Below are 21826 nucleotides of genomic sequence, written 5' to 3'. Positions count from 1 at the left end.
AAGCCTATCGCCCGGCGTCGGTCTCCTCGTCATCCGGTCGGCCGGGCGGACGGCGGGACGCGACCACCGCGGCCGTGATCGCGGCCCCGATCGCCATCCCCGCGGCCAGCACACCGGCCGCCGGCAGCGCCGCCGGCACCCCGACCGCGGACATCCGCCCAGGCCCCGCCGACCCGCCCGACAGCGCGAGCAGCACGAACAGGACGACCCCCGCGACCAGCGCCGCCATCGCGCCGCGCAACGCGAACGCGTCCCAGCCCAGCGCGTACGCATCCCGCTCCACAAGCCCACGCCGTACGACGACCAGCCCAGCCATCACACCGGCCACCAGCGGCACCACGGCCGTCAGCGCCAGCAGGTACGACGGGGGCGCGCCGTCGGCAGGGACCGCGGCCAGCAACGGGAGCGCGGGCAGGTTCCCCACGTCCACGCCGGTCGGGGCAATCGTCGTACCGGTGCCCAACCGGAAGCCGGGCCCGGCGAGGAACGCGACGACGTACAGCACCATGTTCGGCACCAGCATCAGGCAGATCGCGAACAGCACGACCGAGCCGATCACGCCGGCGTCGAGGAGTTCGAGCATCCCGGTGATCCGGGAGAAGTGGATCGCGAGCAGGACGCCGTACAGCAACGACGCCAGCGCGATCACGGTCAGTACGGCGGCCGTCGCGGCCGGTACCACGTCCCGCAGGCCGGCCGGTGTGGCGTCCGCGATGTCCTCGCCGGCTCCGGACTCGACCACAATCCCCGCCAGCCCGGCCACCAGCGCGAGCGTGAACGCGCCCAGGAAGGCGGACCAGGGCGACACCTTCAGCGAGCCCTCCGCCGTGAGCAACGCGATCACCAGCGCGCCCAGCCCGTACACGAGCGCGAACGCGCCGCCCAGCGCGATCAGGTCCTTGGTGCGGTCGACCGCACTGGAGCGGGCCGCCGACTTGCCGCCGCGATACAGGCACCAGGCGAAGAACAGGGTGAGGCCGAGCGGCGCGATGCTGATCCGGCCGGTGCCGATCGTCACCCCGGCCTTGTGTGCGATCAGCCAGGCCGACGCACCGGCCCGGACCGCGCCGGACGCGCCGCCGAACGTCGCCCCCAGCCAGCCGATCACGGCGACCGCGGCGCAGGTCAGCAGACCGGTCAGCAGGCAGGCCCCGGCGGAGATCACGGCCGACACGACCAAGGGTTTGGTCCGGGCGGCGATCTCCGACGTCTGCGCAGCGCTCGTATCGCCGTCCCGCGCGCCCGGGCGGCTCAGCATGTCGGTCATCTGACTCCCATGGTCTCCCCGTCCGCGGACACCACTCGTCCTGACACGCCGGATGTGGGAGACTTCAGGCCGCTTGCTCACGCTCGGTCCACGAGAGTTCGCCTGGTGGTAGCGGAGTGGGGCCCGCCGGGGTTCACCGGGTACTGTCGGGTGGAATCAGTCAGGAGGTCGAGCTTTGGCCGGTTCCCACCGTGCACCACGCGGCGGCGGTCGCGCCGCTGCCCGGGAAGCGCGTCGCCAGCAGACGCGCAAGCGGAACCAGACGATCGCCGCCGGTGTCGCGGTCGTGGTGCTGGTCGGCGGCGGCGGTGTCGCCGCGCTGAACGCGTTCGGCGGCGACGACAAGGCAGGTCCGAAGGCCGGCAGCGGCCCGTCGGACGACAAGCCGACCAATTCCGACGTCCTGACCGACGACAAGGCGCTGCTGGACGCCGTGGGCGCAAAGACGCTCGGCGCGACCGGCACCTGGGCGGTCACCAAGACCGCGGACGGAGACTCGGCGCCCGACAGCGCGTTCGCGTGCCAGTTGCAGCGCTTCGCGGACCCGTCCGGCCTGCGCACCTGGGTCCGCACCCTGCAGAACTCGGCCACCAAGGACACCGCGGTCCAGTACGTCGACGTGTCGAACGACAAGGCCACCGCGGCCAAGACGTACTCGACGGTCGTGCACTGGCTCAGCCAATGCACGACACCGCAGACCCGGTTGTCGGCGGGCTACGTGACGTCCGGCGTCGGCGAGCAGGGCGTGATCGCGGTCTTCGCCCAACTGCCCGGATCGAAGACGAAGTACCGGACCGTCGCGGTCACGCTGGCCGGGCAGGCGACCATGGTCGTCGAGCACGACACGACCGCCGCCACCCCGCCGCGGCCGGACGCGGTGCTGGCGACCGCGAACGCGGCGGCGAAGAAGATCTGCGCGCAGACCGGCGGCTGCGGCACCGGCGCACCGCTGGCGAAACCGGCCCTGCTGCCGAACGTCGACACCCCCGGCTTCATGGCGTCGGTCGACCTTCCGTTGCTGGACGAGATCGACAAGCCGTGGGTGAGCGCCACCGCGAGCACCGGCACCGGCACCGGCTGCGAGAAGATCGACTTCAAGAAGACCAAGCCGGTGAAGTACGGCACGGTCACCTATGTGACGCCGGAGGCGCAGGTGCCGACCGAGTTCGGCATGGACGACACGGTGGCCAAGTTCGCCACCACGGCCGCCGCCTCGACCTTCGTCAGCCAGGTCAAGAAGAACGTCGACGCCTGCGAGAAGAACGTCTCGAACGCCAAGGTCGAGTCGACCGGCACGGTCAAGACCAGCACCGTCAGCGGCAAGAGCTGGAAGGCGACGTACGACACCGGCGATGGGAAGAAGTTCGTCTACCGGATCGGGATCGCCGGATCCGGGAACCGGGCGGTCTACCTGCTGTTCCCGGTGCTGAAGAACCTGGACCTCACCGACGCGACGTTCAACGAGACGCTGATCCGCGCGGTCGACCGCGCCGCCGCCTACAAGTAGGAACGGGACCCGCCCGGCTGGGCAGGTCCCGCTCCGGCAGCCTGGGATCTACTTGCTCAGTTCCTGCATGATCTCGCGCATCAGGTTGGCGGTCTCGGACGGCGTCTTGCCGACCTTCACGCCGACGGCCTCGAGGGCCTCCTGCTTCGCGGCCGCGGTGCCGGACGAGCCGGACACGATCGCGCCCGCGTGGCCCATCGTCTTGCCCTCGGGCGCGGTGAAGCCGGCGACGTACCCGACGACCGGCTTGGTCACGTTCTCCTTGATGAACGCGGCCGCCCGCTCCTCGGCGTCGCCACCGATCTCACCGATCATCACGATCGCGTCGGTGTCCGGGTCGTCCTGGAACGCCTGCAGCGCATCGATGTGCGTGGTCCCGATGATCGGGTCGCCGCCGATGCCGATCGCGGTCGAGAACCCGAAGTCCTGCAGCTCGTACATCATCTGGTACGTCAGCGTGCCGGACTTGCTGACCAGACCGATCCGGCCCTGGCCGGCGATGCTGGCCGGGATGATGCCGGCGTTCGACTCGCCCGGGGTGATGATGCCGGGGCAGTTCGGGCCGATGATCCGGGTCTTGCCGGTCGCCTGCGCGGCGGCGAAGAACGCGGCGGTGTCGTGCACCGGCACGCCCTCGGTGATCACCACGACCAGCGGCACCTCGGCCTCGACGGCCTCCAGTACGGCGTCCTTGGTGAACTTCGGCGGGACGAAGATGACCGACACGTTCGCGCCGGTCTCCTTGACCGCGTCCGCGACGGTGCCGAACACCGGCACCGCCTTCCCGTCGAAGTCCTGGCTCTGGCCCGCCTTTCGCGGGTTCACGCCGCCGACGATGTTGGTGCCCGAGGCGAGCATCCGGGTGGTGTGCTTGGTGCCCTCGGAGCCGGTCATGCCCTGGACGATGACCTTGCTGTCCTTGGTCAGGAAGATAGACATTGTTCGGCGATCCCTTACTTCGCAGCCAGCTCGGCGGCGCGCTTGGCGGCGCCGTCCATCGTGTCGACCCGCTCCAGACCGGCGAGACCCGCCTCGTCGAGGATCCGGCGGCCCTCCTCGGCGTTGTTGCCGTCCAGCCGCACGACCAGCGGCTTGGTGACGTGCTCACCGCGGCTCGCGAGCAGCTCGAAAGCCTGGACGATGCCGTTCGCGACCGCGTCACAGGCGGTGATGCCGCCGAAGACGTTCACGAACACGCTCTCCACCTGCGGGTCGGAGATGATGATCTCCAGCCCGTTCGCCATCACCTCGGCCGAAGCGCCGCCGCCGATGTCGAGGAAGTTGGCCGGCTTCTGGCCACCGAACTCCTCACCGGCGTACGCGACGACGTCCAGAGTCGACATGACCAGACCCGCGCCGTTGCCGATGATGCCGACGGACCCGTCGAGCTTCACGTAGTTGAGGCCCTTGGCCTTGGCCGCCGCCTCCAGCGGGTCGGCCGCCGAGACATCCTCGAACTCGGCGTGCTCGGGGTGCCGGAAGTCAGCGTTCTCGTCCAGCGTGACCTTGCCGTCCAGCGCCTCGACGTTGCCGTCCTCGAGCTTGACCAGCGGGTTCACCTCGACCAGCGACGCGTCCTCGGCGATGAACACCTCGTACAGCTTGACGATCTCCGGGACGACGGCGTCGATCACGTCGGCCGGGTACTTCGCGGCGACCGCGATCTCGCGCGCCTTCGCCTCGTCCACGCCGGTCGCCGGGTCGATCGAGATCTGCGCGACCGCGTCCGGGTTGGTGTGCGCGACCTCCTCGATCTCCATGCCGCCGGCGGCGGAGGCGATGCAGAGGTAGTTCCGGTTCGCCCGGTCGATCAGGAACGAGAAGTAGTACTCCTCGCCGATCGCCGCGGCCGGGACGATGTTCAGGATCTTGACGACGTGACCCTTGATGTCCAGCCCGAGGACCTCGCGGGCCTTCTCCTCGGCCTCGTCCGGGCTCGAGGCCAGCTTGACGCCGCCGGCCTTGCCGCGCCCACCGGTCTTGACCTGGGCCTTCACGACCACCCGGCCGCCGATCTTCTCGGCCGCCGCGCGCGCTTCCTCCGGAGTCGTGACGACCGCACCCACGGTCGTCCGCACCCCGTGCTTGGCGAAGACCGTCTTCGCCTGGAATTCCATCAGATCCACGAGTGTGGTCCCTCTCTCGCCGGTACGGATTCCTGACATTAGCCACCTTCGGGCCGGCAGCGACAGCCGGGGTACTGGCTGAGACGACTGTCACAGCCCTCCCGCCGGTCGTGCGAGGCTGGTTGGCATGACCGATCCTGAGAGCAGACCAGCTGACGACTGGTGGCGCAGCGCCGTCGTCTACCAGGTGTACCCGCGCTCGTTCTCCGATGCGGACGGTGACGGGACCGGCGACGTGAACGGCATCCGGGCCCGGCTGCCGTACCTCGCCGATCTCGGCGTCGACGCGATCTGGATCAGCCCGTGGTACCCGTCCCCGCTGCTCGACGGCGGGTACGACGTCGCCGACTACCGCGACATCAACCCGGACTTCGGCACCCTCGCGGACGCCGACGCGCTGATCGCCGAGGCGCACGCGCTCGGCCTGCGGATCCTGATCGACCTGGTGCCGAACCACTGCTCCTGGGAGCACCCGTGGTTCAAGGCCGCGCTGGCGGCCGGCAAGGGCTCCCCGGAGCGCGACCTGTTCTGGTTCCGCGACGGCAAGGAGGGCGGCCAGACCGGGGTGGAGGGGCGGGGAAGGAATCCAACACTGCCGCCGACCAACTGGCCGGCCGCGTTCGGCGGCGGCGCCTGGCAGCAGATCGACGACGGCCAGTGGTATTTGCACCTGTTCGACATCTCCCAGCCGGACTGGAACTGGGACCACCCGAAGGTGATCGAGGAGTTCGACGCGATCCTGCGGTTCTGGTTCGACCGCGGTGTCGACGGCTTCCGGATCGACGTCGCCGACTCGATGGCCAAGGATCCCGCGATGCCGGACGTGGAGCTGCTGCACAACGGTGAACCGACCCACGAGAAGTACGTCGGCCACCCGTTCTACGACCAGCCGGGCGTCCACACGATCCATCAGCGCTGGCGCGCGATCGCGGACGAGTACGCCGATACGCCGCAGGGCCCCCGGGTGTTCGTGGCGGAGGCGTGGCTGTCGCCGGCCGAGCGGCTGGCGCAGTACGTGCGGCCGCACGAGCTGCACTCGGCGTTCAACTTCGACGCCCTGCGCGCCGCCTGGGACGCGGCGGAGCTGCGCGAGGTCGTCGACCACACGACCGACAACCTGTGGGCGGTCGGTGCGCCCGCGACCTGGGTGCTGAGCAACCACGACACGATCCGGCACCGCACTCGGTACGGGCGTGACCACAAGGACGCGCTCGCGGGTGCGGGCGTCGTACCGACCGACCTCGCGCTCGGGCTGCGCCGGGCCCGGGCCGCCGCGCTGCTGGAGCTGGCGCTGCCCGGCGGCGCGTACATCTACCAAGGTGACGAGCTCGGACTGCCCGAGGTCGAGGACCTGCCCGAGGACGTGCTGGACGACCCGACCTGGGAGCGCTCCGGGCACACAGTCCGCGGCCGCGACGGCTGCCGGGTCCCGATCCCGTGGTCAGGTTCCGAGCCGCCGTACGGCTTCGGCCCGGGGTCCGGGCAGCCGTGGCTCCCGCAACCCGCCGACTGGGCGGGCCTGACCGCCGAAGCACAGACCGGCGACCCCGGCAGCCACCTCAGCCTCTACAAGGACGCGCTCCGGATCCGGCGTGAACACCCGGCGCTCGGCGAGGGCCAGCTGGTCTGGGACGAGGACGCCCCCGGCGGCGTCCTCTCGTTCACCCGCGACCCCGGCTTCCGGTGTGTGGTGAACCTCGGCGAAACCACGATTCCGCTCCCGCCCCACAGCAAGGTTCTGCTCAGCAGTGAGCCGCTGACCGGTGCCGGGCTGCCGCCCGACACCAGCGTCTGGCTCGAGGAGTAAGCCGCCGTCACGTGGCTGCTGGTGACCCCGCATCGACCCGTCCGGTCGGTGCGGCCACCGGCGGCTCCGGCTTCCGCCGGCCGATCAGCAGTCCGACGACGATCAGGGCGAGACCGAGGACCAGCAGGATGAGCGGACCCCACAGCTGGATCCAGTCGAGCTTGAGCGCAGCATCGTCCGCCTTGGCTGCCGCGTCCGCGACCGACGCCTGGTTCTCGGTGACATCGACCGCCAGGACCGGGAGCAGCGGGAGCGCGTTGTTGCCGAGCAACACGTTGGCGACCACGGAGCGGTTGATCTTGGTGTCGAGCGGAGCGCCGAGATCAGCGTCGGCCCACACGTCGTACGTGCTGGTGGCGGTGTAGCCCAGCGGCACCTGTGCCGGCAGTGCGGCCACCAGCGGAGCGAGCTGCTGCTGCGTCTGCGTCGGCAGCAGCGCAAGCAGTCTGGGCGCCAGCGTCCTCGGCAGCGAGGTCGGCAACTGCTGCTGCAGCGCAGGGTCCGCGAGCGGGCCGGACGCGGTCGCTCGGTAGTGGTACGTCGTGCGCCCCGCGCGGTCCTCGGTACCGATGTAGGTGACCGGAACAGCCTTCCGGGTCATGGTGTCCCAATAGGTGTAGACGTCGGACGACGGCTCCGGGTCGACCGGCAGCGTCACGGTCAGGCCATGGTGCTGCTCGACCTGGATGCCGTTGATCGGATCGGTCTCGGTCATCGTCGTCCGGTCGACGGCGTACGTGTGGTTGCTCTGTGACGACGACGGGCCGGCCTTCAGGGTCCCGTCGTCGTGGACGATGGCGGTGTCGCTGTCGGAGTCACTGACATAGACATGGCGGTCGAGAGTGACCGGGATGTCCCGGGCGAGCGCGTTGGCCACGTCACCCGATTGCAGGGCCGCGGCGTTCAGCACGGTGCCTTTCCCGCTGTACGTCGTGGTGGTGTCGGTATCGCTCGGCAGCTTCGTCGCGGCCGGTGCGACCACGAACCTCAGCACTGCCGCCAAAATCAGCAGCAGCACTCCGAATCCGATCAGAATCCATGCTGTTCGTCGCATGATGCCCCCTGATTGCGACCGCCCCCAGGCGGCCCGGTGTGTGCCGTGGCGGATTCCGCCGTCGATCCCCTGGGGCATCGTCTCAGTGCGCACCGGCCGGCACATCCGCCTGTGCGGATGAACGCGACGCGCTGCGTCCTCAGGCGCCGCCGTCCTGTGAACACACGAAAGGGCCGGGACCTTGGTCGGCCCCGGCCCTTTGTGTCGTTCACCTAGCGGTAGCGCTCGCGGCGGTCCCGGTCTTCCCGGTCCCGCCGGTCACGGTCCTCGCGATCGCGGCGGTCCCGGTCCTCCCGGTCCCGCCGGTCACGTTCTTCCCGGTCCCGGCGGTCCTGTTCCCGCCGGTCCCGCCAGCTCACTTCACGCCACCTGCCGTGAGGCCGGCGACGATACGGCGCTGGAACAGCAGGACGGCGATCACGAGCGGGATCGTGACCACCACACCGGCGGCCATCTGGCTGCCGAACGGTTGGTCGCGGCCCGTCGTCCCGGTGAACTGCGAGACGATCACGTTCGCCGTCTGGATCGACTTCTTGTTGGTCATGCTCAGCGCGATCAGGAACTCGTTCCAGGCCGCGATGAACGTGATGATCGCGGTGGTGAACACACCGGGCGCCGCCAACGGGATGATGACCTTGCGGAACGCCTGGGCCGGCGTACAGCCGTCCACCATCGCGGCCTGCTCGAGCTCCTGCGGCATCTGCCGGAAGAACGCGGTCAGGTTCCACACCGCCAGCGGCAGTGCGAACGACAGGCTCGGCACGATCATCGCCTGGTAGGTGTTGATCCACTTGATGTCGACGAACAGCTTCAGCAGCGGCACCACCAGCGAGATGCCCGGGAACATCGACGTGGTGATGATGATCGCCAGCACGAGGTTCTTGCCCCGGAAGTCGAGCCGGGCCAGCGTGTACGCCGCGATCATGCCGATGACCAGCGTCAGGATCGTCACCGAGCCGGCCACGATCAGGCTGTTCAGCAGACCACGGGGGAACCCGTTGTTGCCGCTGAACACGTCCTTGAAGTTCTGGATCGAGAACGGCGACGGGATCGGCGCGTTCGAGAACTGGTCGGCCGGCCGGCGGAACGCCGAGACGACCATCCAGTAGAACGGCGCCAGGCAGTAGATCACGATCAGCGCGACGCCGAGCAGCGGCAGCCAGCGCTTGACCCAGCCGGACTCGGCGGCCCGGACCTGAGCCGCGTCGGCCCGGGGCTGTGCGGTTGCGGTAGCCATCAGACGTTCCCTCCAGTACCCGGACCGGCTCCCGCGGCGACGACGGCCCGCGCGGCTGCCGTATCCGAGTTGCGGTTCTTCTTCCGGCGCCCGCCGCCGGGCTTCTTGGCCCGGGCCTCACCGATCACGTCGGCGCCGAGGATCTTGACGAACAGGTAGGCGACCACCGCGACGTACAGGAACAGCAAGGTCGCGTAGGCGGCGGCCGGGCCGTATCTGACGTTTGACGCTTCGTCGTAGGCGAGCATCGAGAGCGACTCGACCGAGTTCTTGTGCGCACCGACCAGCACGAACGGCAGGTCGAAGATCCGCAGCGTGTCGAGGATCCGGAACAACACCGCCACCAGCAGCGCCGGCTTCACCAGCGGCAGCGTGATCCGGGTGAAGGTCTTCCACGCGTTGGCACCGTCGACCTTCGCGGCCTCGTAGACCTCGGCCGGGATGGTCTGCAGCCCGGCCAGGACCAGGAGGCCGATGAACGGTGCGGTCTTCCAGGTGTCGGCGATGACGACCGACAGCTTCGACTGCCAGCCCTCCGTCGACCACAGCACCTGGGTGCCGATCAGAGTATTGGCGATGCCGTCTGCCTGGAAGATCCACTTCCAGAGCAGCGCCGAGATGACGGTCGGGATCGCCCACGGGACCAGGATGCTGGCCCGGACGATGCCGCGGCCCTTGAACGCCTTGTGCATGATCAGCGCCATCGCTACGCCGAGAACGGTCTCCAGCACGACACAGACCACGGTGAAGAGCGTGGTGTTGTAGAACGCGTTCCAGAACCGGTCGCCGGTCTCACCCTTGAAGATGGCGGTGTAGTTGTCGAGCCCGACGAAGGTCGAGCCCTTGACGATGAACCCGTTCTCGTCGAGCCGCTGGCCGCTCTGGTAGAGCGAATCCCGCAGCGCGGCCATGATCGGGAACAACACGACGACGCCCAGGACGAGCAGCGTCGGGGAGAGCAGGGTCGCGGCCAGCCGGCCGGTGCCCTCGTCGAACCGTTGCTGGCGCTTCGGCTCCTTGACCGGCCGTTCCGCGACCGGCGTACTTGCAGTCACCTGTGCCTCCTTTGCTTCCCGGCCGGAGCCGGGGCAGGGACTGGCCGGGGCCGGTGCGTGGTCACAACCTCCCCACACACCGGCCCCGGCACGACGGTCATTGCGTGATGAGCGATTCGAGCTTGGTCTGCAGGCCGGACAACGCCTGGTCCGACGTCTGCTTGCCCGTCAGCGCGTCGTACGCGGCCTGCTGGATCGCGGCCGTGACGTCGCCGTACTTGACCACCCGCGGGCGCGGCTGCGCACCGAGGATCGACGCCTTCAGCGGCGCCAGGTACGGGAACTGCTTGTTCAGCGCCGCGTCGTCGTACAGCGACTGCCAGGTCGGCGCCTGCGACGTCTTCTCGATGTTCGCCTTCTGGCGCTCTTCGCTCGCCATGAAGTTGATGAAGTCGATCGCGGTGGCCTTGTTCTTCGCGAACGAGCTGATCGCGTAGTCGTGACCGCCCAGCGAGGAGACACCGGCGCCGGACTTGCCCGGCAGCGGCGCGACCGCGAACTTACCGGCGATCTTCGACGAGCCGTCGGTCTTGTTCGCCAGCGAGTAGACGTACGGCCAGTTGCGCAGGAAGAGCAGCTTGCCGTCTTGGAAGGCCCGCCGGCTCTCCTCCTCCTTGTAGGTGATCGCGGCCTTGGGGAAGGCACCCGTCTTGAAGCCGTTCACCAACTCGTCGAGACCGGCCTTGGCCTCGGGGGTGTTGACGTTCGGCTTGCCGTCCTTGCCGACGACCTCGCCGCCGGCCGAGTTGATCGCCTCGGAGAAGTTGACCGTCAGGCCCTCGTACTTCTCGAACTGGCCCGAGTAGCAGCTCATGCCCTTGCCCTCGGGCAGCGCGGCCACCTTCTGGCAGGCGGCGAGCATCTCGTCCCAGGTCTTCGGCGCCTCCGCGACACCTGCCTTGGTGAGCAGGTCCTTGCGGTAGTAGAGCAGACCACCGTCGGAGGTGACCGGCACGCCGTACAGCTTGTCGCGGTACTTCGCGGTCTCCACCGTCGCCGGGATCAGCTTGCCCAGGTCGGGGACCTTGTCCTCGGGGATCTGGGTGATCCACTGGTTCGCGGCGAACTCCGACGTCCAGACGACGTCCATGTTCAGCACGCTGAACGCGTCGGACTGGGCCTGCGCGTTCTGCACCATCTGCTGGCGCTGTGCGTCGGCGTCCTCGGGCAGCTCCTTCAGCTCCACCTTCTCGTTCGGGTGCGAAGCGTTCCAGGCGTTGAGCTGGTTCTGCAGGTTTCCGGACGTGTCCTTGCCGGTGGCGAAGGTGATCGGTCCCCGGCCCTCGAGCGCTCCGGCCGAGCTGCTGCCCCCGCCGCCGCTGCTTGCGTCGTCGCCACTACCACACGCGGTGGCGAGCAGCGCGAAGCTGCTTGCGACGGCGACGAAAGCCGTCCTGCGTGCGTGTGATCGTTCAAACCTCATCGTTTACCTGCCCTCTCCCGATGGGACTCGCTTGGGTCCTGCGTCAGTAGGTCGCAGTCCCCCACCGCACTGCGATCCGCCCTGTCCGGACAGTAACCGAGAACGGGCCGATGTGTTCTGAGCCACACACAACCCGGCCGGACGGTCTCTGAAACGGACAGCCGCATGGCTGTATGCGACCGCGTTTGGGAAGCCCGCACAACCGGGTATTTCTTAACGATTCGGTATTACCGATTAGTAACCTGGCTGAACAGGGCATGACTGTTCAGAACGACTCCGGGCAGTCGTCATCACGCTCCGGAGTGACGCGGAACCAGCCCGAGGGGTCAGGCCGAGGTCGCCGAGGCGTCGCCGACGTTGCTGCGCACCCAGTCGACGATCTCGGTGGTCGTCGCGCCCGGGGTGAAGATCTTGTGCACCCCGAGTTCGGCCAGCGGCTGCAGGTCGGCGTCCGGGATGATGCCGCCGCCGAACACCACGATGTCCTCGGCGTCCCGCTCGGTCAGCAGCTCACGGACCCGCTTGAACAGGGTCATGTGCGCGCCGGACAGCACCGACAGGCCGATCGCGTCGGCGTCCTCGGCGATCGCGGTCTCGACGATCTGTTCCGGGGTCTGGTGCAGACCGGTGTAGATGACCTCCATGCCGGCGTCCCGCAGGGCTCGGGCGACGACCTTGGCACCGCGGTCGTGTCCGTCCAGACCGGGCTTGGCGACGACGACGCGCAACGGGCTCGTAGCAGGCATGGGGGCAGGCTAACCGCTGGCGTTCCTCACGGATAAGACACAGAGGCGTGTGTTCCCCCACACGCAGGATGGGAACCGGTTACCTTGGAAGAGATCGGACCACCGGGGGGTCTGGTTTGGTGAGGAGTCGCCATGAGCACCTGGCAGGACGAGGTCCGCGGCGCGCTGGACGGGCTCGCGTACGGCGCCCGCTCGGCTCTCTCGCCCAGCGTGCTGCAGGGAGCGGCGGTCGAGATCGGCTGGCTGACCACCCATCTGGCGATGTATCCGCTCGGCCTGGTCCGCGGCGCCCCCGACCTGCCCGCGCGGCTGAACCTCGCCGGCCTCGGCCCGACCCAGCGCGGCCTGCTCGTCAGCGACGTCCGGGCCGCCGGTACGCCGATCCTGCTGGCGCACGGGATCATCGACAACCACACGATCTTCGCGCTGATGCGGCGGCAGCTGATCCGTCGCGGGTTCAGCCGCATCCACGCGTTCTCGTATTCACCGCTGACGCTGGACGTCCGCCGCACCGCCGAGCGGATGGGGCGGGAGATCGAGGCGATCTGCGAGGCGTCCGGGTCGGACCAGATCCACGTCGTCGGGCACAGCCTCGGCGGGCTGATCGCGCGGTACTACGTCCAGCGCCTCGGCGGCGACGCCCGCGTGCACACGTGCGTCACGCTGGGCACGCCGCACCAGGGCACCGTCGCCGCCAAGCTGCTGCCGTGGCCGCTGGTCAAGCAGGTCCGGCCGGACAGCGAACTGATGGCGGAGCTGGCCGAGCCGGCGCCGGACTGCGACACCCGGTTCGTCGCGTTCTACAGCGACGTCGACCAGCTGATCGTGCCGCAGCGCAGGGCCCGGATCCGGCACCCCGACCTGACGGCGAGTAATGTCCGGGTGCACGGCGTGGGCCACCTGTCCTTGCCGTTCCACGGCGAGGTCGTGCACCGCATCACCGGCGTACTGGCCCACCTGGACGAAGAGCCCAAAACTGCCTGATCAGGAAGCTTCCTGGGCGCTTCCGGCGGATGCACGTGCAGCGGCTCATGCAAAAGTTTCGTGAAGGAGCCGCGGAAAAGGGGGTGGCGGGGTTTGTCACCCCGTGACCCTTCCGTTATGGTCTGTGAGTCCTCCCGGGGAATAAACCCTCCGGGGGCTGCAAGAGAAGCTTCAAGCCCCTCCCCTGTGACCGAAAGGCCACGTTGTGTCCCAGCACCGTGCCGCGGGCGACCGCGTCACGCCCGGCAATGCTGCGCGCAAGCCAGGCGCAGGACGTCAGAGTGCAAAACATCGCGTTGCCAGGCGTAATACCCCCAGCAGTACCCAGATCGTCGGATTGACCGCCGCGCTCGCCGCGGCAGCCGGAGCTGTCGGCTTCAGCCACAGCGCCCTGTCGTCACCGACCCAGGCCAACTCCGCGGTGAACCTCGCCGCGCTCAGCCTGGACAGCGGTCAGCAGCTGTCCGGTATCACCACGGCACGCATCCAGGCGCGCCAGCTCGCCACCCGTGACTCCTCCCGGGTCCAGCTGGCCGACACGACCACCACCAAGAAGCAGTCCGCCGCGGCGAAGCTGGCGCAGGCCCGGGCCGCGAAGCTCACCGCCACCCAGGCCCTGACCGCCAAGCGTGCGAGCGCGCTGGCCGCCGCGAAGGCCAAGGCCGACGCCGCCGAGCAGAAGGCCCGCGAGTCGGCCACCCGCTGCGAGATGATGATCTCCGGCTACCACATCACCGCGACGTTCGGGCAGGGCGGCAGCCGCTGGGCCCGCAACCACACCGGCACCGACTTCGCCGCCCCGATCGGCACCCGGATCGGGTCCGTGATGAAGGGCGTCGTGATCTTCGCCGACTGGGCCGGTCCGTACGGCCGTCAGGTCCAGGTCCGGCACGAGGACGGCACCGTCACCTGGTACAACCACATGTCGAAGTTCAGCGTCGAGGTCGGCGAGACCGTGTACGCCGGCGACGAGGTCGGCCGGGTCGGCATGACCGGCAACACCACCGGCCCGCACCTGCACTTCGAGGTCCGGCCGGACGGCGGCGAGCCGATCAACCCGATGCCGTGGCTGCGCAACCACTGTGGCCTGAACCCGTAACGACTCCCTGACTAAGCTGCTGGCATGCGTCCGGCAGTTGGTGAGGTTCTGCATTTCTCCGAGGATCCGACGATCGAGATCTTCCGGCCTTACGTCGCCAGGACCGGCGGCAAGATCACCCCGTACGTCTGGGCCGTCGGCCACGACCGGGCCCCCGACTACTGGTTCCCGCGGCAATGCCCGCGCGCGATGGCCTGGGTCGGGCCGAACACCACTCCCGAGGACCGCGACCGGATCATCGGCGCCGGCTCCGGCACCCGTGTGCACGCCGTCGAGTACGGCTGGCTGGACGCGATCCGCTCGGTCGAGCTCTACGCGTACCGCCTGCCCGCCGCCGATTTCGCCGAGCACGACGCCGCGGTCGTCGCCCGCGTCGACGTACGGCCGATCGGTCCGCCCGAGCGCGTCGGCGACCTGTTCGCCTTGCACGAGGAAGCCGGGATCCAGTTGCGGGTCCTGCAGCGGCTGCACGACTTCTGGGCCGCGGTCGTCACCAGCACCCTCGAGTTCAGCGGCATCCGGCTCCGCAACGCCCAGCCATGACGTACGGCGAGGTGGCCGAGCGGGCCTGGTCCTGGACACTGAGCCAGGTCCGGTGGGACGACGACGGTCCGTGGATCCCTGACTTCGGCGGCAGCGACACCCCCGACAAGTACCCCGAAGGTATGCACAGCGGTGTCGGCGGGCTCGCGCACGTGCTGGCGGAGATCCGGCTGACTCGCGCGTGGACCCAGGCCGAGCAGGACCTCGCGACGGCCGTTGCGGACCGGGTCCGCGCAACGATTCCGACGACCACGGTGACCACGTTCTTCGACGGACTGGTCAGCTCGATCGGGGTCTTCACCGCACTCGACGAACCGGGCACCGGCGCCGCGCTCGCACGCCTTCAGTCCCTTGCGACCGGCAACGGCTGGCACGAGAGCTTCCTCGACGAGCCGAGGTACGCGCCTGATGCGGTCGGCAACGACGTGACGCTCGGAACCGGCGCGATCCTGCTCGGGGCCCTGTGGGCGACCCGCCGCGGTGACGACGCCTCGGCGCTCGCCGACCGTGCCGCGGACCTGCTGCTCGGCGAACGGGAGGAGCTGCCGACCGGGCTCAACTGGCAGTTCGTGTCCCGCCGGTTCCGGACCGACGAGCCGACCGAGATGCCGAACTTCACGCACGGGCTCGCGGGGATCGCGGCGGTGCTCGCGCTGGCCGGGACCGAGCTCGGCCGTCCGGAGCTCGTCGACGCGGCGCGGCGCGGCGCCGAGCACCTGGTCACGATCGGGATCGCCGACGAGCGCGGGTTCCGGGTGCCGCGGGTGATTCCGTGGGCGGAGCGGCACGGCGACGAGTTCACCTTCAACTGGTGCCACGGCGGTGCCGGGACCGCGTTGACGTTCAGCGCCCTCGAGCACGCCGGCGTCGAGCAGGTCGCGGGCGAGACACCGCGGACCTGGCGGCGGCGGTGCCTCGACAGTGTGCGGTACTCCGGCATCCCCGAGCGGCTCCATCCAGGGTTCTGGGACAACGACGGCCGCTGCTGCGGTACGGCGGGTGTCGGCGACGCGTTCCTCGACGCGTGGCAGCGCGACGGCGAGAGGCAGGACCGGGACTTCGCCGTACGGATGGGTGACACGCTCGTCGACCACGCCTACCCGGAGGGGTACTGGCGGTTCGTCGAGCACCGCAACGAGGATCCGCTGCTGCCGCCGGGCGTCGGATGGCTGCAGGGCGCGGCCGGGATCGCGGCGTACCTGTTCCGGCTGCAGCGGGCGCTCGACGGCGACCAGCGGGCCGTAGAGCGGATGGAGAACTGGTGGGCGCTCAGACCGTGATCACGACCTTGCCGCGGGTGTGGCCGGCTTCGACGTAGCGGATCGCCTCGGCAGCGGCGGAGAGCGGGTAGGTCCGGTCGATGACCGGGGTGAGTTGTCCGGCTTCGGCGTACTCCCGCAGCGTCGTCAGGTTGGCCTTGCTGGGGACCGCGTTGAACATCACGACCCGCTGCGGCACGAACGGCCTCGACAGTTGCCCGCGGATCATCAGCCCGAGCGGGCCGAACACGCTGCCGCCGCCGTACAGCCCGCCACCGGACAGGACGAGCGTGCCGCGGCGGACGAGTGCGCGCCGCAGGGCGGTCAGCGACCTGTTGCCGACGAGGTCGAGGATCACGTCGTACCGCTGGTCCCGCCGGCTGAAGTCCGACGTCGTGTAGTCGACGACATCGTCGGCACCGAGCGAGCTGAGCAGGTCGACGTTCCGTGTGCTGCAGACCGCCGTCACCGTCGCACCGAGGACCTTGGCGATCTGCACCGCGAACGTGCCGACGCCACCGGCCGCGCCGTTGATCAGCACCTGCTGCCCCGGCCGGATCTTCGCGGTGTCGCGGAGACCCGTCAACGCCGTGTTCGCCGCGAGCGGCAGCGCGGCCGCCTCCTCGAAGCCGAGGCCGGCCGGTTTCGCCGCGACCCGGTCCTGCGGCACGGCGACGTACTCCGCGAACGCCCGCGGCGCCTCGCCGTACACCTCGGCGCCCACCTGAACGTCGGTCACTCCCGGGCCGACCGCTTCCACCCGGCCTGCGAAGTCCGTGCCGCGGATCGTGACGTTCGGCCGCCGCAGGCCGAGATCGGCGGACGGGCGGGCGATGTACGGATCGCCGCGGAGCACGTGCCAGTCGCGCGCGTTGACCGAGGCGGCGTGCACCCGCACCAGCACCTCACCGCCGGCCGGCTCGGGCGTCTCCACGTCGGCGAACGCCAGAACGTCGGGTGATCCGTACTCGTGCTGAACGATGGCCTTCATCCCGTCCCCCTTACAACGTAAGTCTCCTTACGGCGTAAGGTTGCCTTACGCCGTAAGGGACGTCAAGGGCCGGCGCGGTCAGCGCCGGCGGTCGAGACCGTCGAGCAGCAGGTCGAGGGCGAACTCGAACTCGGCCTGGTCGTCGCACCAGCCGATCGTGCCGGCCGGGTCGTCGTGCGCGATCTCGGCCATCATCCCGGTCAGGTGCGGGACCTGATCGGCCAACTCCCGGAGCATCCGCTCGGACGCCGGGCTCGCGCTCGCGGCCGGATCGAACAGTTCCTGGGAGAACCCGAGCGCCCTGCTGCCCAAGGCATGCAGCGCGTGGTGGGCGAGGTCGTACGAGAACCCGCCGGCGCGCATCAGCCCGACCAACCGGTCGTGATACCGGACCACCGCGAGACTCATGGTGGGCCGCGTCTCGAACAACCGGGGCGCCCACGGGTGCTGCAGCATGACTTCGCGCGCCGAGAGGATCCGGCGCCGCATCGCTTGCTGCCAGGTGTCGCCCGGTACGGCGGTCCGCTCGACGCGCTCGTCGATCTCGGCCATCACCAGGTCGACGAGACCGTCGAGCAGATCGCCCTTGTTCGCGACGTGGTGGTAGAGCGACATCGCCTCGGCGCCGACCGCCTCGCCGACGCGGCGCATCGTGACCGCCTCGAGCCCGTCGGCGTCGGCGATCGCGACCGCGGCCCGGAGCAACAGCTCGCGACTCAGCGGCGCCCGTGGCTCGGAGTTCGCCTGTGCCACCTGGATTCCCTTCCGACGCTGGGCTTACAGCGTAAGGGACGGCCAGGGAACGGTCAGCGCTGCCAGACCTCGGCGGTGGTCAGGAACGCCGACGAGCCCGGTTTGTCCGGTGAGCCGTCGACCTGGACGAAGCCGGGGACCGACGCGCCGCCGATCGACACCGTGGCGGCGCGGACCGGGGCGATGACCAGGCTGAGGCTGTGGTTGCCGTCGGCGAGCTGGAAGTTGTCGGTCGCGAACAGCCGGCGGTCGAGGACGCCGCTCATCTCGATCTGGATGTCCGCGGCCTTGGCGCTCAACCCGTCGGCGAGGTTCATCGAGACCTGGACCAGGTCCCGCTCGACGGCCGGCTCGTGCCACGGCAGGCCCTGGACCTCGAGGAACGAGCGGACGAAGTACGACTCCAGCCAGGCGGCCAGGTCGGGATCCTCGGACACCACCCGGACGATCCCGTCGAACCACAGCACCACCGCCGTACCGGAGCCGCGGATCGACCAGTCGACCATCCAGATCGACGCGTACGCCGTGACCTTGCCCTTCTCGTCGAACAGCCGCAGGCCAGGATTCGCTCCCGCCAGGATGATCCGGCGGTTGCTGGCCGACGACTTGGACATGGGGGCCGCTTCCGGGAGTGGGCCGAAGATCCTTGATTGTCTCAATCTCCGGGTCAGATGCAACGCACCCGTCCAAGAAGTTGACTAGATCTTCTCCACCGGTGCGTAGCGCAGCAGCAGGCGTTTGACGCCCTCGGAGCCGAAATCGATGTCTGCCTGGGCCTGCTGACCCTCGCCGCGGACCACCACGACGGTGCCCATCCCGAAGCTGTCGTGCACCACCCGGTCGCCCGGGTTGAGGCTGATCACCGGCTTGTCGGAGGCGGTCTTGCGGGCCGGCTCGTACCGGCTGGGGATCCCGCTGCCGCGGCTCGTGCCGGTCCCCGACCAGCGGGTGATCGCGGACTCGTCGCGGCGCCAGTCGAGCAGCTCGGCCGGAATCTCCTCCAGGAACCGCGACGGCGGATTGTGCTGCGGAGCGCCGTACGCCGAACGCACCGCGGCGCGGGAGATCGCCAGTCGCTGCCGGGCCCGGGTGATGCCGACATACGCCAGCCGGCGCTCTTCCTCCAGCTCCTTCAGGTCGGTCAGCGACCGGGAGTGCGGGAAGACGCCGTCCTCCATGCCGGTCAGGAACACCACCGGGAACTCCAAGCCCTTCGCGGTGTGCAGCGTCATCAGCGTGACCACGCCGCCGTCGTCCGCCGCGTCCGGGATCTGGTCGGCGTCGGCGACCAGCGCAACCCGCTCCAGGAACGCCTGCAGGTCGGCCGCCTCGCCGGCCGCGGTCCGCTCCTCGACGAACTCGCGGGCCACCGAGATGAACTCGTCCAGGTTCTCCAGGCGGGTCTCGTCCTGCGGGTCCGGCGACTTCTGCAGGGTCTCGTAGTACCCCGAGCGGTGCAGCGCGACGTCGAGGATGTCGTCCGGCGGAGCGCCGGAGTCGACCATCGCGGTCAGCTCGTCGAGGATGTCGACGAAGGCCTGCACGGCGTTCACCGACCGCGACGCCATCGCCGGCGCGTCCTGGGCCCGGCGCATCGCCTGCGCGAACGAGATCCGGTCCCGCTGCGCGAGCGCCTCGATCGCGGCCTCGGCGCGGTCGCCGATCCCGCGCTTGGGCTCGTTCATGATCCGGCGCAGCGAGACCGTGTCCTCCGGGTTCACCAGCACCCGCAGGTACGCGAGCGCGTCGCGGACCTCCTTGCGCTCGTAGAACCGGACGCCGCCGACCACCTTGTACGGATGGCCGGTGCGGATGAAGACCTCTTCGAACACCCGCGACTGCGCGTTGGTCCGGTAGAAGACCGCGACGTCCGACGGCTTCACCCCGTCGGCGTCGGCCAGCCGGTCGATCTCGTCGGCGACGAACTGCGCCTCGTCGTGCTCGTTGTCGGCGACGTACACCGCGATCTGCTCGCCCTGGCCCTGGTCGGACCACAGGTTCTTCGCCTTGCGGCCCTCGTTGCGCGCGATCACCGCGTTGGCCGCGGTCAGGATGGTCTGGGTGGAGCGGTAGTTCTGCTCCAGCAGGATCGTCTCGGCGCCGGTGAAGTCCTCCTCGAAGGCGAGGATGTTGCGGATCGTGGCGCCGCGGAACGCGTAGATCGACTGGTCGGAGTCGCCCACCACCATCAGCTCCGCCGGCGGCGCCGTCGGGCCGTTGTGGCCCGGGTCGTCCTCGCCGCAGAGCTCGCGGATCAGCGTGTACTGCGCGTGGTTGGTGTCCTGGTACTCGTCGACCAGCACGTGGCGGAAGCGGCGGCGGTAGTACTCCCGGACCTCGGGGAAGGCCTGCAGCAGGTTGACCGTGGTCATCAGCAGGTCGTCGAAGTCGAGCGCGTTCGCCTGGGCGAGGCGCTCCTGGTAGATCCGGTAGCACTCGGCATACGTCTGCTCGAGGTGGTTCTCCGCCTTCGACGCGGCCGTCTCGTGGTCGACCAGCTCGTTCTTCTGGGCGCTGATCCAGTTCAGCACGGCGCGCGGGTTGTAGCGCTTGACGTCCAGGTCGAGCTCGCGGCAGACCAGCGTCATCAGCCGGCGCGAGTCGGTGTCGTCGTAGATCGAGAACGTCGAGTTGATCCCGAACCGCTTGATGTCGCGACGGAGGATCCGCACACAGGACGAGTGGAACGTCGAGACCCACATCAGCTTCGCCCGCGGCCCGACCAGGTCGACGACGCGCTCGCGCATCTCGGCGGCGGCCTTGTTAGTGAACGTGATCGCCAGGATCGAGCCGGGATGCGCGTCGCGGGCCGCCAGCAGGTAGGCGATCCGGCGGGTCAGCACCCGGGTCTTGCCCGACCCCGCACCGGCCACCACCAGCAGCGGCTTGCCGGCGTGCACCACGGCGGCGCGCTGCTGCGGGTTCAGCCCGTCGAGCAGCGCATCCGGGTCGGTCCGGGACGTCTTCGGCTCCTCCAGCGGCACCGGGAGCTCATCAGGCGAGAACAGCGTAGTCATCACCCAACACCTTAGGCGCTCCCGCCGACAGTTACCGAAAACCGGTTCGAACCGCGCGTCCGGAGCTGCCAGGATCGGCCTCATGGATGCCTCCGAACTGCGGTACGACGACCTGGTGGACCGGGTCGAGGTCCTGTACTACGACCGGCAGTACCGCGCGGCCGCGGACCTGGTGGACGCGGAGAGCGACGGCCTGGAGGCGTGGGCCGCCGAACTGGCCCACGTGAAGGCGTGCCTGCTCGGCGTGTCCGGCGATGCCGACGGGGCTCTGCAGGTCCTCCGCGAGGCGAGTGCGGCGGGTGGGTGGTGGCGGTCCACCATCCTCACCGAGGACGACGACCTGGCCGGGTTGCAGGACCGCCCCGAGTTCCAGGAACTGGTCAGGGTGTCCGAGGCCCGCGTGACCGACGATCCGGCTCGCCCGGTGATCGATCTGCCGGATCAGGCGGCGGTGGGGGTGGTGGTGGCGTTGCACGGGGCCGGGCAGACGGCGAGCCATGCTCGGCGGGACTGGGGTGGAGTGCTGGAGCACGGCTACGCACTCGTCTGCGTCCAGTCGTCACGCCGCATGTCCCCGATGTACCGCACCTGGCCCGACCGCGACCAGGCCGCGGCAGACATCGCGGCGGCGCTCACCGAAGCGCAGGCGACGGCAGGCTTGCCGGTGGTTGCGGCTGGGTTCTCGGCCGGTGGGCGGGCTGCTGTTGATTGGGCGTTGACCGGGCGGCCGGTTCCTGTTGCTGGTGTGCTTGCGATGGCTCCCGCGTTGCGGGAGTTGCCGGCGGGCGGGATGCCGTTGTCTCCAGCAACGATTTGGATCGGTGCCGAGGACGATCTGCTGGCGACGGTCGAGGGCTCGGCCGATCAGCTGAAGGGGTTCACCATCGAGCCGATCCCGGGGCTCGGGCACGCGTTCCCGGCCGACTTCGCAGATCGGTTGGCGGCCGTTCTCTAGGAC

At 69.5% G+C, this 21826-nt stretch carries 20 protein-coding genes; 7 read left to right on the top strand and 13 right to left on the bottom strand.

Translation table 11 applies throughout. The features are described from left to right. Nucleotides 1-4: 4 nt before the first annotated feature. Nucleotides 5-1267 carry a DUF6350 family protein gene (locus AB0I12_RS35750; RefSeq protein ID WP_359938602.1) on the bottom strand — a complete coding sequence of 421 codons (1263 nt, stop codon included), beginning with the start codon at nucleotides 1265-1267 and terminating at the stop codon, nucleotides 5-7. 175 nt (nucleotides 1268-1442) lie between these two features. Here AB0I12_RS35750 and AB0I12_RS35745 point away from each other — a divergent pair, with 175 nt between their 5' ends. Next, nucleotides 1443-2774, top strand: coding sequence for a hypothetical protein (locus AB0I12_RS35745; protein ID WP_359938599.1), 1332 nt, complete (start codon nucleotides 1443-1445; stop codon nucleotides 2772-2774). A 48-nt stretch (nucleotides 2775-2822) separates the two neighbouring features. On the opposite strand, the gene sucD is transcribed toward AB0I12_RS35745, so the two are convergent. Both sucD and sucC read right to left on the bottom strand, forming a co-directional pair. Continuing rightward, nucleotides 2823-3713 carry a succinate--CoA ligase subunit alpha gene (gene sucD / locus AB0I12_RS35740; protein ID WP_359938596.1) on the bottom strand — a complete coding sequence of 297 codons (891 nt, stop codon included), beginning with the start codon at nucleotides 3711-3713 and terminating at the stop codon, nucleotides 2823-2825. Nucleotides 3714-3727: 14 nt separating this feature from the next. Then, nucleotides 3728-4900, bottom strand: a complete 1173-nt coding sequence (sucC, locus tag AB0I12_RS35735; RefSeq protein WP_359938593.1) for an ADP-forming succinate--CoA ligase subunit beta — start codon at nucleotides 4898-4900, stop codon at nucleotides 3728-3730. Nucleotides 4901-5027: 127 nt separating this feature from the next. Here sucC and AB0I12_RS35730 point away from each other — a divergent pair, with 127 nt between their 5' ends. Beyond that, the gene (locus AB0I12_RS35730) at nucleotides 5028-6707 is read left to right on the top strand and encodes a glycoside hydrolase family 13 protein (RefSeq protein WP_359938590.1); all 1680 of its coding nucleotides are present in this window, start codon (nucleotides 5028-5030) and stop codon (nucleotides 6705-6707) included. A 7-nt stretch (nucleotides 6708-6714) separates the two neighbouring features. On the opposite strand, the gene AB0I12_RS35725 is transcribed toward AB0I12_RS35730, so the two are convergent. From AB0I12_RS35725 to AB0I12_RS35700, 6 genes are all read right to left on the bottom strand, one after another. After that, a complete protein-coding gene (locus AB0I12_RS35725) occupies nucleotides 6715-7761 on the bottom strand; it encodes a porin PorA family protein (RefSeq protein WP_359938587.1) in 1047 nt (348 codons plus the stop codon). 212 nt (nucleotides 7762-7973) lie between these two features. Then, nucleotides 7974-8120 carry a hypothetical protein gene (locus tag AB0I12_RS35720; RefSeq protein WP_359938585.1) on the bottom strand — a complete coding sequence of 49 codons (147 nt, stop codon included), beginning with the start codon at nucleotides 8118-8120 and terminating at the stop codon, nucleotides 7974-7976. Further along, complete coding sequence (locus AB0I12_RS35715; protein ID WP_359938582.1) at nucleotides 8117-8998, bottom strand: carbohydrate ABC transporter permease; 882 nt, start codon at nucleotides 8996-8998, stop codon at nucleotides 8117-8119. Before AB0I12_RS35715 ends, AB0I12_RS35720 begins: the two co-directional genes overlap by 4 nt. After that, nucleotides 8998-10053, bottom strand: a complete 1056-nt coding sequence (locus tag AB0I12_RS35710; RefSeq protein WP_359938579.1) for a sugar ABC transporter permease — start codon at nucleotides 10051-10053, stop codon at nucleotides 8998-9000. The genes AB0I12_RS35715 and AB0I12_RS35710 overlap by 1 nt, the downstream gene beginning before the upstream one ends. Nucleotides 10054-10150: 97 nt before the next feature. Next, nucleotides 10151-11476, bottom strand: a complete 1326-nt coding sequence (locus AB0I12_RS35705) for an ABC transporter substrate-binding protein (protein WP_359938576.1) — start codon at nucleotides 11474-11476, stop codon at nucleotides 10151-10153. 326 nt (nucleotides 11477-11802) lie between these two features. Continuing rightward, a complete protein-coding gene (locus AB0I12_RS35700) occupies nucleotides 11803-12222 on the bottom strand; it encodes a cobalamin B12-binding domain-containing protein (protein ID WP_355473907.1) in 420 nt (139 codons plus the stop codon). 132 nt (nucleotides 12223-12354) lie between these two features. On the opposite strand from AB0I12_RS35700, the gene AB0I12_RS35695 reads away from it, so the two are divergent. The 4 genes from AB0I12_RS35695 (at nucleotide 12355) to AB0I12_RS35680 (ending at nucleotide 16128) form a co-directional block, all read left to right on the top strand. Next, on the top strand, nucleotides 12355-13206 hold the full coding sequence (locus AB0I12_RS35695; RefSeq protein WP_359938573.1) for an alpha/beta fold hydrolase: 852 nt from the start codon (nucleotides 12355-12357) through the stop codon (nucleotides 13204-13206). 337 nt (nucleotides 13207-13543) lie between these two features. Further along, nucleotides 13544-14305, top strand: a complete 762-nt coding sequence (locus tag AB0I12_RS35690) for a M23 family metallopeptidase (protein ID WP_359938571.1) — start codon at nucleotides 13544-13546, stop codon at nucleotides 14303-14305. Between the two features lie 24 nt (nucleotides 14306-14329). Then, a complete protein-coding gene (locus tag AB0I12_RS35685; protein WP_359938568.1) occupies nucleotides 14330-14848 on the top strand; it encodes a DUF6886 family protein in 519 nt (172 codons plus the stop codon). Then, nucleotides 14845-16128 carry a lanthionine synthetase LanC family protein gene (locus AB0I12_RS35680; protein WP_359938565.1) on the top strand — a complete coding sequence of 428 codons (1284 nt, stop codon included), beginning with the start codon at nucleotides 14845-14847 and terminating at the stop codon, nucleotides 16126-16128. Before AB0I12_RS35685 ends, AB0I12_RS35680 begins: the two co-directional genes overlap by 4 nt. Here the strand turns inward: AB0I12_RS35680 and AB0I12_RS35675 are convergent. From AB0I12_RS35675 to pcrA, 4 genes are all read right to left on the bottom strand, one after another. After that, nucleotides 16118-17098, bottom strand: a complete 981-nt coding sequence (locus AB0I12_RS35675) for an NAD(P)-dependent alcohol dehydrogenase (protein WP_359938562.1) — start codon at nucleotides 17096-17098, stop codon at nucleotides 16118-16120. The two genes, AB0I12_RS35680 and AB0I12_RS35675, sit on opposite strands and share 11 nt — an antisense overlap. Nucleotides 17099-17176: 78 nt before the next feature. Further along, entirely contained in the window at nucleotides 17177-17851 is a 675-nt protein-coding gene (locus tag AB0I12_RS35670; protein WP_359938559.1) for a TetR/AcrR family transcriptional regulator C-terminal domain-containing protein, read from the bottom strand. Nucleotides 17852-17904: 53 nt separating this feature from the next. Continuing rightward, nucleotides 17905-18465 carry a hypothetical protein gene (locus AB0I12_RS35665; RefSeq protein ID WP_359938556.1) on the bottom strand — a complete coding sequence of 187 codons (561 nt, stop codon included), beginning with the start codon at nucleotides 18463-18465 and terminating at the stop codon, nucleotides 17905-17907. Between the two features lie 84 nt (nucleotides 18466-18549). Further along, nucleotides 18550-20868, bottom strand: a complete 2319-nt coding sequence (gene pcrA / locus AB0I12_RS35660) for a DNA helicase PcrA (protein WP_359938553.1) — start codon at nucleotides 20866-20868, stop codon at nucleotides 18550-18552. Between the two features lie 82 nt (nucleotides 20869-20950). On the opposite strand from pcrA, the gene AB0I12_RS35655 reads away from it, so the two are divergent. Further along, a complete protein-coding gene (locus AB0I12_RS35655) occupies nucleotides 20951-21823 on the top strand; it encodes a phospholipase (protein ID WP_359938550.1) in 873 nt (290 codons plus the stop codon). Nucleotides 21824-21826 lie beyond the last annotated feature (3 nt).

This window comes from Kribbella sp. NPDC050459 (genome assembly GCF_040655315.1).
Taxonomy (GTDB): domain Bacteria; phylum Actinomycetota; class Actinomycetes; order Propionibacteriales; family Kribbellaceae; genus Kribbella.
This window is presented reverse-complemented; position numbering and strand designations above follow the sequence as displayed.